Raw genomic sequence first — 13132 nt, forward strand, 5'->3', positions numbered from 1 at the left:
GCACCCCTACCGGATGAGGATGCCGTCATGAAGTTCGCCACGACCTTGCTTTCGCTCGCGTTTGTTGTCGCAGCTCCGACCGCCCTGGCGCAGTCAACCGACGTCTCCGTCACCGGCATCATCCACCCGGGGTCGTGCGATATCCAGCTCGGCGGAGGCGGTGTTGTCGATCTGGGCACGCTCAATACCGCCAATCTCAATACCGATCGGCCCACGGATCTGGAGCCGCGGACGATGACCCTGGCGGTGAGCTGCGATTCCCCGATGCGCTTCGCTCTGGAGGGCATCGACAACCGGCAGGAAAGCTCCATTTACACGCAGATGTATGGCCTGGGCATGACCCCGGAATCGGAGCGCATCGGTGGCGCCGAGCTGAGCGTAGGGGATGCCACGGCTGACGACGCTGCCGCCTACGGCACCCAGTCGCTGGACAGCGGCACCACCTGGGACGCGTCCGCCGCGGCACCCCTGAGTCCGATCATTCCCGATGCGTTGCGCGGATTCACTACGGAACAGGGCGTGTCGACCGGGCCCGCGCCGATCACGTCGTTGACGGGCAATCTGGTGGTCGGGGTCAGGATCCAGCCCACCGACATCATGCGCCTGACCGGTGAAGTGGATATCACCGGCAACATCACGCTCAATGTGATTTACCTGTAAGCAGTGTATGCGCGGTAAGGCTGCAACCGCCGGGCGCGGTTGTGGCGGCGGGTGAATCGGGGGATTCATGGCAGCAGGCACGGGGCGATGGGCCAAACACCGACCGTTCAAGCGGCGACATGGATGAGCGGCCTGCTGCTGTGCGGCTGCCTGCTGGCCACGCCTGCGCGCGGGCAGGAAGCGACGGCCGAAGAACCGCAGGATGAGCCGGAGGACGACGACGTACTTGTGTTCGACGCCGACCTGCTGCGTCAGCGCGGCCTGGACCCAAAGCTGGGCGAGTACCTGAGCCGGGGCGCGCGCTACACCCCCGGCAAGCAGACGGTCACGCTGATGGTCAACCAGCAGCGGATCGGCCAGGCGGAGGTCACCTTCGACGAGGAGGGCAGGCTGTGCCTGGACGAGGCACTGCTGGAACGCGCTGCACTGAAACTGCCGAAGGCCACAGGACCCGGCGGCACAGTGGCCTGCGACGACTTCAGAAAGGCCTATCCGGCGACCGTGGTTGAAAAGGATCCCGGCAAGCGCACGGTGACCCTTCTGGTGCCCGGCGACAGTCGGCTACCCGGGCGTGAAGGCGTGGGCGGCTATGTACAGGGTGGGGTGGGCGCGCTGTTCAACTACAGTGTGATGACCACCCGCAGCGACAGCAGCAGCGGCGCCAGTACCTATGTGGCCGCCATTACCGAGGCCGGTTTCAATGCCGGCGACTGGATCCTGCGCAGCCGCCAGAGCTACACACGGTCGGACGAGAAGACCACGTTCGACGTCACCCAGAGCTACGCGCAACGTACTTTCGCACGCTGGAAGACGGTGGTGCAGCTGGGTGAGCTGGACATGTTGACCCCGGTGCTGCCCGGTACCTCGATCACCGGTGTCCAGCTGCTGCCCGAAGCGGCATTGCAGGTGGGCGACGGCCCGGTGATCACCGGCATCGCCAATTCCAACGCGCGGGTGGAAGTGCGCCAGCGCGACGTGCTGCTGTACGTCACCGTGGTCGAGGCGGGGCGTTTCACCTTGTCCGGACTGCCGCCGCTGTCGGCGCTGACCGATGTGGATGTGAAGGTGGTCGAGGCCGACGGCAGCGAGCATGGTTTCACCGTGCCGGCCGTGGCCCTGGCCGGACTGGTGCGGCCACAGAGCGGCTATACCGTTGCAGTGGGGCGGGTGCGCAACGTGGAACTGGCGCCGGGGCGGCAACCGTGGGTGGCCAGCGCCAGTTGGAGTGGGGCGCTGGGCGGCTGGGGCACCGGGAGCGTGGCGGCGATGGCGGCGCAGGACTACACCGCGCTGGGTGGCAGCGGCTTCGTGGGCTGGCGCTTCGGAACGTCGCTGAGCCCGTACGTGCTGCTCTCACATGCGAAGGATGACGAAGGCACGCGCCGCGGCTGGCATGCGGGGCTCGGGCTGCAGCAGACGCTGGGCAGCCAGCTGTCCTTGAACGCTGGCGTGGCAATGCAGTCGCGCGAGTACCGTGAGCTGGTCGATGTGCTGTCAGCCACCACCGACGACACCAGCCGCGCGCGCTACCGGGAGCAGGCCCATGTGTCCCTGAGCTGGTCCACGCGCTGGCTGGGTTCGATCAGCGCGGGGTACTCGCGCGCTACCGTCTTCGACGGTCGCCCGACCTCGCGCGCATCGTTGTCGTGGGGCCGGAATTTCCGCTGGGCCACGGTGTCGCTCAATGCCGAGCGCGACCTGGCCCAGCGCGACGTACCAGACAGCCGCAACGACACCGTGGAGGGCGATGCCTACCGGGTGTACCTCAGTGTGAGCGTGCCGCTGGGCGAACGCAGACGCGCGCGCACCAACGTGCAGCATGATCGCTCCGGCGAGCGCATCGGGTTGTCCTACACCGACGCGCCCAGCAATACCCTGAGCTATCGGCTGGGGGTGGACCGCGACACGTTCAGCGGCAGGACCGACACCAGTGCCTCGGCGGCGTGGTTGCCGCGCTACCTGCAGACCAGTGCGTCGTACACGCGCTCCAGCCTGGGCAATTCGTCGAGTTCGGTGCTGCTCAGTGGCGGGGTGGCGATGCACGGGCGAGGGGTGACGGTGTCGCCGTACCCGATCCAGGACACGTTCGGGATCGTGGCGCTGAGCGACAAGGTGTCGGGTGTGGAGATCAGTACGCCTTACGGGCCGGTGTGGACCGATCCCTGGGGCAAGGCGGTCGTGGCGCAGTTGACGCCCTATACCACCAGCATGGTGGAGGTGGACACCGCCAGCCTGCCGCGCAACATGCTGTTGGACAACGGCGCGATATCGCTGGAGGCAGGCCGCGGAGCGGTCGCGCAGGTCGACCTGGAGACGCGTTACAGCCGGCGCATCCAGCTGCTGCCAAAGCATCCGGACGGCAGTGCACTGCCGCGCGGCACCACCGCGTTCCGCACCAATGACGACCTGGTGGGCATGGTCACCGCCGGTGGCTCGCTGTTCGTGTACGACGCGGTGGACGGCGAAACACTGGAACTGCACCTGCCTGATGAAAGCGTCTGCACGCTCACCTATCGGCTGGATGAGGACGAGGATGAAAACGTGATGATGCCGGTTGCAACGGTGACCTGTACGCCCGGGTCTGCGGAGCCTGCGTCATGAGTACGCAGGGCCTGGCAACACGCATTCTGCTGTGCGCGATGCTGTTGGTGGCGTGGCTGCCGGCGCAGGCACGGATCGACCCGCTGAAGCGCTGCACGATGACCTTGTCGCCGGGGATGATCGACTACGGGCAGCTTACCCGTGCGCAGGGAATCAGCCGCCCGTTCGTGCCGGGGCAGGGACCGGGCCTGGCGCGCGGGCCTGGGCTGATAAGGCCGAGCGGGATGGCACTGCCGGCGCACACCCTGTTCCTCAACCTGGTGTGCCCGCAACCGATCAACCTGACCATGCTGTTCCATGCGCCGTCGCGCGACCCGTCCACGTTCGACCTGGGCGGCGCGGGGTTTTACACCCTGCGCGTGCACGACGTGCGGGTGGACGAACAGCCGGTGGACATCGGGCTGGTGACGGTACCCGGTGAGCCGCCCAGCACCATTGCCGAGGTGCTGGAATGGGTGCCGGAGCATGCCTGGGTGCCGATGCGCGCGGGCATGCAGGTGCCGGGCAGCCGGTTGTCGGCGCAGATCGACGTGCAGGCCTGGGTGACCACGGACCTGGCGTCGGTGCGAGACGCGCAGGCGTGGGAAGCGGAAGGCATCATCGACGCGGAGGACGCGCGCCAGTTCGTGGCGCTGGGGCAGCGTGCGCAGGCGATGCCCAGTGCCTGCACGCCACGGCTGAGCCCGGCCTCGCTCGACCTGGGCACAGTGCCACGCAGCAGCCTGCACCCGGACTTCGGAACCGGACTGCCACGGCGCACGGTGCAGCTGCAGTTGAACTGCAGCGGGCCGGCGCTGCTGGCGGTGAAGCTGCTGGACAACCGGGCTGGTGCGGACGCCGCCGGATGGGCAGCGGGTGTTCCCGACCCCGGACGCTTTGCGATCACGCCGCGCGAAGGTGGGGTGGCGGGCATCTATGTGCTGTCGTTCGGTGCGGCCATCGCGGACGGCAAGTTGATGCAGGTAGTGCAGGGCAGCGGCGAACGCGCCAGCAGTTGGGCGGTTCACCCGGAAGGTTCGCCGCTGCAGCGCTTCGATGCGCAGTCGACGGTGTATGGCTTTGCCCAGCCCGGGCATGCGGTTCCCGCCGCGGTGGACAACCTGAGCGCATCGCTGCAGGTGGACGTGCAGCTGGCGCCTGCCTCCACGCTGGAGGACGGGGATGAAATCCTGCTGGATGGCTCGGTAACGATCGAGATCGTGTATCTGTGACGCTGCCAGTTTTCAGCGTTCCAGCAGGCTCTCATTGACATATCGGGAAATCCCGATACATTGGCTCCATGGAACTGCTCGATGTCTTCAAAGCCCTCTCCAACCGTACCCGCCTTGAGATCCTGAAAGGATTGAAGGACCCGGAAAAACACTTCCCCCCGCAGGACGAGGGCGATGTGCATGCGGTTGGGGTCTGCGTGAGCAGCATCCAGGAAGGGGTCGGTCTGTCGCAGTCGACGGTGTCGGACTACCTGGCAACCCTGCAGCGCGCCGGATTGGTCGAGGTCAGGCGTATCGGGCAGTGGACGTATTACAAGCGCAATGAAACAACCCTGCGGGCTCTTGCCGAGATCATCGGGAAAGAGCTGTGAGCTTTTGTCCAGACATATCGACAATTCCCGATATGTCGCTATATTGAATCCAGGATCTGAAATGAAAGCAGTTGTACTGACGTCGTTTGGTGGGCCGGAAGCGTTCGAACTGAGGGAGGTGCCGGTGCCGGTGCCGCCTGCGGGGCACGTACTGGTCCGGGTGCAGGCCACCTCGATCAACCCGTTGGATTACCAGGTGCGGCGTGGCGACTACGCCGATCTGGTGCCGTTGCCGGCGATCACCGGATACGACGTGTCGGGCGTGGTCGAGGCGGTGGGACCGGGCGTTTCTTCCTTCAGCGTGGGCGACGAGGTCTGGTACACGCCGCAGATCTTCGACGGCCCGGGCAGTTATGCCGATTACCACGTGGTGGCCGAAGCCATCATCGGCTTGAAGCCGCCGTCGTTGACCCATCTGGAAGCGGCGAGCGTGACGCTGGTGGGTGGCACCGCGTGGGAAGCGCTGACGGTGCGCGCGGGGCTGCGGGTGGGCGAGAGCATCCTGGTGCATGGCGGTGCGGGCGGCGTGGGCCATGTGGCGATCCAGCTGGCCAAGGCCATCGGGGCGCGGGTGTACACGACGGCGCGGAAAAGCCAGTTCGAGTTCGTGCGCTCGCTCGGTGCGGACGTGCTGATCGACTTCGAGAACGAGGATTACGTAGAGGTGATCCAGCGCGAGACCGGTGGGCACGGGGTGGATGTGGTGTTCGACACGGTAGGCGGCGACACGCTGGCGCGCAGTGCGGACGTGCTTGCCCAGCTGGGGCGGGTGGTGTCGATCGTGGACATCGCACAACCGCAGAACCTGATCCAGGCGTGGGGAAAGAACGCGAGCTACCACTTTGTGTTCACCCGCCAGAACCGCGGCAAGCTGGACGAACTAAGCGCGTTGATCGAACGCGGCCAGCTGCGCCCGCACGTGGGTGCCGTGTTCCAGCTGGCGGAGATCGCGGCGGCGCATGCGTTCCTGCAGCGGCCGGACAATGGGCTGCTGGGCAAGGTGGCGATTGCCGTGGGACCGCTGGCAGAGGTTGCAGGCGCACGGCCAGCGGACACCAGCGAGCGTCCCGCGTGATCCACGAGATCGCGGTACTGCCGGTGCGACCCGAGTGCGTGGATGACTTCCGCGCAGCCTTCGATCGCGTTGCGCCCCTGTTGCGCCGGGCCGATGGTTACCAGGGGCATGTGCTGGGGCAGGTCGTTGAATCCCCGCAGGTGTTCACCCTGATCGTACGTTGGCGGTCGTTGCACGATCACACGCCGATGTTCGAGGCCAGCGAAGACCATCGCGTCTTCATGCTTGGGCTGCAGGATCTGTTGTCTGGAGAACCGACGGTACAACACATCGAAAGCACTCCTGTGATTTGAACCGCGCGCGGTCGTGCCGGCAGGGGCCGGCACGACCGCAGGTGGTTCGTCCGTTGGTAGAGTTGGTCCCCAGACAACTGCCGACCATGCTGATCGGTGCTGGGACGCAGGGCACCTGCCGAAGCGCGCGCCTTACCAACCAAATGTGGCGGTGGCCATTACCGCGCGGCCGCTGCCGTAGTAGCAGGACGACACACCTGTGCAGGTAGAGACGTAGCGTTTGTCGGCCAGGTTGCTGGCGTTGAGCGCAAGCTTGACGTCGGTGCTGCCGAACTGGCCAAGGTCGTAACGGATCGCGGCATCGAACAGGGTGTACGAAGGAATACGGTACAGATTCGCGCTGTCGCCATAACTGACCCCGTTGTAACGCGCACCTGCCGCCAGGCTGAGCCCGCGCAGGGCGCCGGCCTGGAAGGTGTAGTCGGCCCAGAACGAGGCCGTCAGGTCCGGGACCATGGCCAGCTGCTTTCCGCCGTAAGCACTCGAACGCAGCATATCCGAATCCATCCGCGACGCCGCACCGATCAGGCTCAGACCGGGGATGGGAGTAATGCGGCCTTCCAGTTCGATACCGCGTACGCGGCCTTCGTCGCCCTGGATCGAGCACACGGCAGTGCCGGTGGCGCCGCAATTACGATGGCTGGCGACCGGGTCGTCGACGATCATGTTTTCCTGGCGCAGGTCGTACACGGCCAGGGTGACCAGGCCGTCTACATTCGCCGGCTGATACTTCACACCTGCTTCCCACTGCGCGCCGGTAACCGGTTCGAACGCGGTCTGCGTGAAGCTGTCCAGCGGCGACTTGGTGGCAGGCTGGAACGATTCGGCATAGCTGATGTACGGCGTCAGCCCATTCTCGAATACATACAGCAGTCCACCGCGACCGGTGAAGGCTTCGTTCTTGATCACGTTGTGCGGCCCCGGCTGCGAGATGCCGGTGGCGATGTTGCGGGTGGCGCTGAGGGTGTCGTCCTTGGTCCAGTCATACCGACCGCCCAGGGTGAGCCGCCAGTTGCCGGCCGCGAGCTGGTCCTGCAGGTAGATGCCGCTCTGGCGGTTGATGCCGCTGGTCGGGGTCTCGCTGGTGATGGTGGGGCTGTACGGGGAGTACACGGGGTTGAAGATGTCGATCGGGCGCGGGTTGCTCATCGCACTGCGCACGCCTTCCCAGTCGGCACGCTGCCAGTCCCAGCCGAGCAGCACGGTGTGGTCGACCGCGCCGGTGGCGAAACGTGCCTGCAGGCGGGTGTCGAAGGTGTCGCCGTCCGAGTCGCCGGTGCCCTGTACGCCGCGACGGTTCTGGGTGCGGCCGTCGGCGTTGAGCGCGCCGAAGGTGACCACGCCGCGGTACAGCGAGTCCACATGCGTGCGGCGCGCGTTCTGGGTCAGGGTGAGGTGGTCGTTGAAGGCGTGTTCGAACATCCAGCCTGCGGTCCACAGGGTGCGGTCGAACGTGTTCCAGTCCGGCTGGCCGATGAAGGTACTGTTCTTCATATGACCGTATTGCGTGGGGTTGAGCGTGCCGGCCATCGGCAGGAACTGGTAGGTGGAGCCGCCGTCGTCCTTCTGGTACATGCCAAGCAGGGTAAGGCGGGTGCGCTCGGCGATCTGCCAGGTGTAGCTGGGGGCGAGGAACCAGTGCTCCTGCGCGGTGTGCTTGATCTGGGTGTTGCCGTCGCGGTACAGCCCGACCAGGCGGCCCAGGTGTGCGTTGTCTTCCGTCCCGGTACCCACATCGAACGCGGCGCTGTACTGGCCGTTGGCTTCCACGCCGAGGCGTAGCTGCTGGACCTGGTCCGGCGTAGGCGTCTTGCTGACCTGGTTGACCATGCCGCCGGGGGCGACCTGGCCGTACATCACCGCAGACGGGCCCTTGAGCACTTCGACCCGGTCCAGGTTCCAGCTGTCGAACATGCTGCGGTTCCACTGGCTGCCCTGCGGGGCGCGCATGCCGTCGAGCGTCACGTTGTTGGCCCAGCTGCCGGCGTCGAAACCGCGGATGCGGAAGTCGTCCACGCGGTTGTCGATGCCGCTGCTTTCCAGGCTGACGCCGGCCACATAGCGCATGGCGTCGTTGAGCGACTGCACGCCACGCGCGTCCAGTTCGGCGCGCTCGATCACGGCGATGGACTGCGGGGTTTCGGCGATGGCGGTGCTGGTTTTCGTGGCGCCGCTGGTGCTGTTGGTGGCGCGGTAGGCGTTGACCCGGACGGCGTCGAGGTCGGTGGCGGATTGGGCCAGGGCGGGCGGCGTGAGCGCCAGCCAGCAGGCGAGGGTGAGCAGGTGGCGGCGGGACGATGCGGGGGAGAGATTCATTCCCGTATTTTCTGGGACTTGCGCATTCAATGCAATTGCGACCTATTCGCATGTGACGCTTTGTCGCGGGTCTCGACCGACCTTGGTGACCTGGCAGGTGTTCTGCTGGGAGAGAGATTGCCACTTCAAGTGGTTCAGCGTTCCACGGGTGTGGCCAAAAACCGCTTGCGCCCGGCTGCCACAGGTCTAGAATGCGCGGCACACCTTCCTGATCCACCGTGATGACTTCCATGCCGCTCCTGACGTTCTTTACTCGTAACCGCGCTTGCGCGGAACGGGCGCGTCTGCCTCGAGGCTCCACGGGCGGCTGATCGATCCACGATCACCGCAGGACCCCAGACAGAGCGCCCACCGGGCGCTCTTTTCGTTTCTGCCTTTCCCACAGCCGCTCCACAACCATTCGAAGGAGAACGTGCCATGCACCAGATCGCCGAGCCCCAAACCTGGCCGCACGCCCGATAGCCAACGGCGGCGTGCGGCTCCCCAGAGTTGGCAGCGAGATACTCATATGAACACCCAGACCCAGACCCGAAACCTCCGTCGCAACCTCGGCATCATTGCCCACATCGACGCCGGCAAAACCACGCTCACCGAACGCCTGCTGTGGAAAACCGGCGAGATCCATCGCGTCGGCGAAGTCCATGACGGCGCCGCCACCACCGACTTCTCGGCGATCGAGCGCGAACGCGGCATCACCATCGGTGCGGCCGCCGTGCAGGCGCATTGGGCGCCGCGCGACGAACCCACCCACCACCTGACCCTGATCGACACGCCCGGGCACATCGACTTCGCCATCGAAGTGGAACGCTCGTTGCGCGTGCTCGACGGTGCGGTGGCGGTGTTCTCGGCCGTGGACGGCGTGCAGCCGCAGTCGGAGACCGTGTGGCACCAGGCGCGCCGGCATGGCGTGCCGCTGATTGCGTTCGTCAACAAGATGGACCGCATCGGCGCGTCCTTCGAGCGCGTGCTGGCGCAGTTGCAGGACAAACTGCAGGCGCGTCCGTGGGCGATCGGCTGGCCGCTCGGCGCGGAAAGCGATTTCCACGGCTGGGTCGACCTGGTCGACCGCAGCACGGTGCTGTGGGACGACGCCGGCCAGCCGACGCGCAGCGCATGGACGCCCGCCGAACACGAACAGTGGGACCCGCGTCGCGAAGAACTGGTGGAAGCGGTGGCCGACCATGACGAGCTGCTGGCCGAGGCCTGGCTGGCCGGTGAGGCGGTGGACCCAGCGTCGCTGCGTGCGGCGTTGCGCCGGGCCACGCTGGCCGGTGCGGGCGTGCCGGTGCTCGCGGGTGCTGCGTTCAAGAGCAAGGGCATCGAAACCCTGCTCGACGCCATCGTGGACTACCTGCCTGCGCCGGAAGACCGGCCGGCGGTGGTCGCCACCGCGGAGGACGGCGAGGTCAGCCTGCCACCGGACCCGAACGGTCCACTCGCGGCGCTGCTGTTCAAGATCACCCACCAGCACCATGGTGCGTTGAGCTTCGTGCGGGTGTATTCGGGCACGCTGAAGGTGGGCGATGCGTTGGCCAGTTCGCAGCATGCGCAGGGACGGCGGGTCAGCCGGCTGGTGCGGGTGCAGGCCGACCAGACCCACGACATCAAGCAGGCGGTGGCCGGCGACATCGTGGCGGTGCTGGGCTGGAAGGACGCGGTGAGCGGTGAGACGCTCAGCGCGCCGTCGCGCCCGCTGCTGCTCGATGCGATCCGGGCGCAGCAGGCGGTGCTGGCGTGGCGGTTGACCGCGGAAAAGGCGGCCGACCTGATCCGCATCGCGCAGGGCCTTTCGAGCCTGGCCCAGGAGGATCCGTCGTTCCGTGTCGAAACCGAGGCGGACAGCGGTGAAACCCTGGTCTGGGGCATGGGCGAGCTGCACCTGGAGGTGATGGTGGAGCGGCTGCGTACCGAGTGGAACGTCAACGTGCGGACCGGCGCACCGCGCGTGGCCTACCAGGAAACCCTGCGGCAATCGCTGCGTGGGGTGGAAGGCAAGGTGGTCAAGCAGACCGGCGGCCAGGGCCAGTACGCACGGGTGGTGCTGGATGTCAGCCCGCGCGAGGACGGCGAGGTGCACTTCGTCGACCGCACCGTGGGTGGCGTGATTCCACGCGGGTTCGTGGCGGCGGTGGAGAAGGGCGTGCGCAGCGCGCTGCTGGAAGGGCCGCGTGGCCATCCGGTGGTGGGCATCGAGGTGGCGCTGGTCGACGGGCAGACCCATGCCAAGGATTCGTCGGACATGGCCTTCCACCGTGCCGGTGCCGAAGCGGTGAAAGCCGCGCTGGTGCAGGCCGGGACCACGTTGCTGGAGCCGGTGATGGAAGTGGCCATCCACGTGCCGTCGGTGAATGTCGGCGACGTGGTGGGCGACCTCAACCGCCGCAGTGGCCGCGTCGCGTCCATCGAGGACCAGGGCGGCCGGGCGGAAGTGGTGGGCTATGCGCCGCTGGCGCAGTTGTCCGGGTACACCACGTCACTGCGGTCGTTGACCCAGGGCAGGGCATCCAGCGACATGCGCTTCAATGGGTATGAAGAGGTGCAGGCTGCGTAACGTTGGAAACAGGCGGGGGCCGGCAATGCCGGCCCCCTTTATAATGGGCGCAATCGTTGCCGGAGTCCCCCATGAACACCCCCCATTTCTATCCCGTCGGCACGCCCGGCCAGCCTTGGGGCGATAACGAGCGCGCGGCCTGGCGCGCACGACAGGTCGTGCAGCGCAGCTACGCGGATGATGTGGTGGCCGCACTGAACGCGCTGCCTGAAGCATTCACCGTGGTGCAGTACGGCGACCTGCGGGCCGGCGCCGACCGCTACCCGCTGCTGCTGGCCATGACCCGCGACTGGAACCCCACGCTGCCCACCGCGCTGGTCACCGGTGGCGTGCACGGCTACGAAACCAGCGGCGTGCACGGTGCGCTGCAGTTCCTGCAAAACCACGCGAGCGCCTATGCTGGCCGCGTCAACCTCATCGTGGCGCCGTGCGTCTGCCCATGGGGCTATGAGCGCATCCAGCGCTGGAACCACGATGCGTTCGACCCGAACCGCAGTTTCCGTGACGGCGGCCTGATCACCGAATCGGCCGCGCTGATGGCGTGGATCGCCGCACGCAACGACAACCTGCAGGTGCACCTCGACCTGCACGAAACCACCGACAGCGACGCGCATGAATTCGACCCGGCGCTGGCCTCGCGCGATGGCAAGGCGTGGGTGCCCGAGTCCATTCCGGACGGGTTCTATGTGATCGGCAACAGCGAGAATCCCGAGCCGGACTTCCAGAAAGCGCTGATTGCCGCCGTCGCGCCGATCACCCACATCGCCCCGGCCGACGCGCAGGGCCATCTGGTCGGGCTGCCGCTGCAGTCCAACGGCGTGGTCTGGGGCGAGTCGCGCTCCATCGGCGCCTGTGCCGGTTTCACCGACGCGCGCTTCGCCACCACCACCGAGGTCTACCCGGACAGCCCGCGGACCTCGCCCTCGGAGTGCAATGCCGCCCAGGTGGCGGCGGTGTGCGCGGGACTCGATTTTGCATTGTCGTCACTGTCCCCCCCGTAGGGTTGCTGCTTTAAGGTAGGCGGCAACGCAGGGGGATGAACCGGTGCACGAGCGAGCTGCCCCAGCAGAAGACCCGCTCACCGATGGCTTCGGTCGTCGCTTCCCCTACCTCCGCCTGTCGCTGACCGAGGCCTGCAATTTCTCGTGCAGCTACTGCCTGCCCAACGGCTACCAGGCCGACGGACGCCCGCGTTTCCTTGAGGTGGACGAGATCGGGAGGCTGGTGAGCGCCTTCGCCACGCTGGGCATGCACAAGATCCGCCTGACCGGCGGGGAACCGAGCCTGCGCAAGGACCTGGACGCCATCATCAAGCGCGTTGCCGACGTCCCGGGCATCCGCAAGGTGGCGATCACCACCAATGGCACCCTGTTGCCGCGGCGCCTGCCGGGCTGGCACCGCGCCGGGCTCACCGCGTTGAACGTGAGCATGGACAGCCTGCGCCGCGACCGCTTCCACGCGATCACCGGGCACGACCGCCTGCCGGAGATCCTGGAAGGGCTGGCGCTGGCACAGGCGCTCGGGATGGAATCGGTGAAGGTCAATGCAGTGCTTCTGCGCGGCCTCAATGACGATGAGTTGCCGGCGTGGATGGACTTCCTGCGCGACCGCCCGATCAGCGTTCGCTTCATCGAACTGATGCGCACCGGCGACAACGCCGACTATTTCGAACGCCACCACCTGCGCGCCAGCGTAGTCGTGGAGCAGTTGCTGGCCGCCGGCTGGCGGCTGCGCCCACGTGCCGCCGACGCCGGCCCTGCGCAGGAATACACCCATCCCGATCATCGCGGCCGCATCGGCGTGATTGCGCCGTACTCGAAGGATTTCTGCCAAGGCTGCAACCGGCTTCGGGTCACTGCGCGCGGCGACCTGCGGCTATGCCTGTTCGGTGAGTTCGGGGTGCCGCTGCGCGCGCTTCTGCAACATGACGACGACCGCGACGCGCTGCTGGCGCGCATCACCACCCAGCTTGGCCTGAAGGCGGCCGGGCACGGCCTGCACCAGAACCAGACCGGCCTGGTGCCGAACCTGGCATCGATTGGAGGATGAGTACC

Annotated in this window: 10 protein-coding genes; 9 read left to right on the forward strand and 1 reads right to left on the reverse strand. The window is 66.7% G+C overall.

The features are described from left to right. Positions 1-27 precede the first annotated feature (27 nt). The 6 genes from PDM28_RS09100 (at position 28) to PDM28_RS09125 (ending at position 6211) form a co-directional block, all read left to right on the forward strand. Entirely contained in the window at positions 28-660 is a 633-nt protein-coding gene (locus PDM28_RS09100) for a DUF1120 domain-containing protein (RefSeq protein WP_311184534.1), read from the forward strand. 123 nt (positions 661-783) lie between these two features. Further along, positions 784-3261 carry a fimbria/pilus outer membrane usher protein gene (locus tag PDM28_RS09105; RefSeq protein WP_311184535.1) on the forward strand — a complete coding sequence of 826 codons (2478 nt, stop codon included), beginning with the start codon at positions 784-786 and terminating at the stop codon, positions 3259-3261. Next, positions 3258-4472 carry a DUF1120 domain-containing protein gene (locus PDM28_RS09110; protein WP_311184536.1) on the forward strand — a complete coding sequence of 405 codons (1215 nt, stop codon included), beginning with the start codon at positions 3258-3260 and terminating at the stop codon, positions 4470-4472. Before PDM28_RS09105 ends, PDM28_RS09110 begins: the two co-directional genes overlap by 4 nt. A 68-nt stretch (positions 4473-4540) precedes the next feature. Further along, positions 4541-4843 (forward strand): ArsR/SmtB family transcription factor, encoded by a 303-nt coding sequence (locus PDM28_RS09115; RefSeq protein ID WP_102946825.1) that lies wholly within the window; start codon positions 4541-4543, stop codon positions 4841-4843. Between the two features lie 61 nt (positions 4844-4904). Beyond that, a complete protein-coding gene (locus PDM28_RS09120; RefSeq protein ID WP_311184537.1) occupies positions 4905-5918 on the forward strand; it encodes a zinc-dependent alcohol dehydrogenase family protein in 1014 nt (337 codons plus the stop codon). Beyond that, positions 5915-6211 carry an antibiotic biosynthesis monooxygenase family protein gene (locus tag PDM28_RS09125; protein WP_311184538.1) on the forward strand — a complete coding sequence of 99 codons (297 nt, stop codon included), beginning with the start codon at positions 5915-5917 and terminating at the stop codon, positions 6209-6211. Before PDM28_RS09120 ends, PDM28_RS09125 begins: the two co-directional genes overlap by 4 nt. Before the next feature lie 132 nt (positions 6212-6343). On the opposite strand, the gene PDM28_RS09130 is transcribed toward PDM28_RS09125, so the two are convergent. Then, on the reverse strand, positions 6344-8527 hold the full coding sequence (locus PDM28_RS09130) for a TonB-dependent siderophore receptor (RefSeq protein WP_311184539.1): 2184 nt from the start codon (positions 8525-8527) through the stop codon (positions 6344-6346). A gap of 508 nt (positions 8528-9035) precedes the next feature. Between PDM28_RS09130 and fusA the strand changes: the two genes are divergently transcribed. The 3 genes from fusA (at position 9036) to moaA (ending at position 13127) form a co-directional block, all read left to right on the forward strand. Further along, positions 9036-11078 carry an elongation factor G gene (gene fusA, locus PDM28_RS09135; RefSeq protein WP_311184540.1) on the forward strand — a complete coding sequence of 681 codons (2043 nt, stop codon included), beginning with the start codon at positions 9036-9038 and terminating at the stop codon, positions 11076-11078. Between the two features lie 71 nt (positions 11079-11149). Then, complete coding sequence (locus PDM28_RS09140; protein WP_311184541.1) at positions 11150-12079, forward strand: M14 family metallopeptidase; 930 nt, start codon at positions 11150-11152, stop codon at positions 12077-12079. Between the two features lie 43 nt (positions 12080-12122). Then, on the forward strand, positions 12123-13127 hold the full coding sequence (gene moaA, locus PDM28_RS09145) for a GTP 3',8-cyclase MoaA (protein WP_311184542.1): 1005 nt from the start codon (positions 12123-12125) through the stop codon (positions 13125-13127). The last annotated feature ends 5 nt before the right edge of the window (positions 13128-13132 follow it).

It is taken from the genome of Stenotrophomonas aracearum, from assembly GCF_031834615.1.
Classification (GTDB): Bacteria; Pseudomonadota; Gammaproteobacteria; order Xanthomonadales; family Xanthomonadaceae; genus Stenotrophomonas; species Stenotrophomonas aracearum.

What these genes read in the sequence shown, in the direction of transcription:
- PDM28_RS09140 (WP_311184541.1), top strand. Translation starts at nt 11,150, where the DNA reads ATGAACACCCCCCATTTCTATCCCGTCGGCACGCCCGGCCAGCCTTGG.
- PDM28_RS09115 (WP_102946825.1), top strand. Translation starts at nt 4,541, where the DNA reads ATGGAACTGCTCGATGTCTTCAAAGCCCTCTCCAACCGTACCCGCCTT.
- PDM28_RS09120 (WP_311184537.1), top strand. Translation starts at nt 4,905, where the DNA reads ATGAAAGCAGTTGTACTGACGTCGTTTGGTGGGCCGGAAGCGTTCGAA.
- PDM28_RS09130 (WP_311184539.1), bottom strand. Translation starts at nt 8,527, where the DNA reads ATGAATCTCTCCCCCGCATCGTCCCGCCGCCACCTGCTCACCCTCGCC.
- PDM28_RS09100 (WP_311184534.1), top strand. Translation starts at nt 28, where the DNA reads ATGAAGTTCGCCACGACCTTGCTTTCGCTCGCGTTTGTTGTCGCAGCT.
- PDM28_RS09105 (WP_311184535.1), top strand. Translation starts at nt 784, where the DNA reads ATGAGCGGCCTGCTGCTGTGCGGCTGCCTGCTGGCCACGCCTGCGCGC.
- fusA (WP_311184540.1), top strand. Translation starts at nt 9,036, where the DNA reads ATGAACACCCAGACCCAGACCCGAAACCTCCGTCGCAACCTCGGCATC.
- PDM28_RS09110 (WP_311184536.1), top strand. Translation starts at nt 3,258, where the DNA reads ATGAGTACGCAGGGCCTGGCAACACGCATTCTGCTGTGCGCGATGCTG.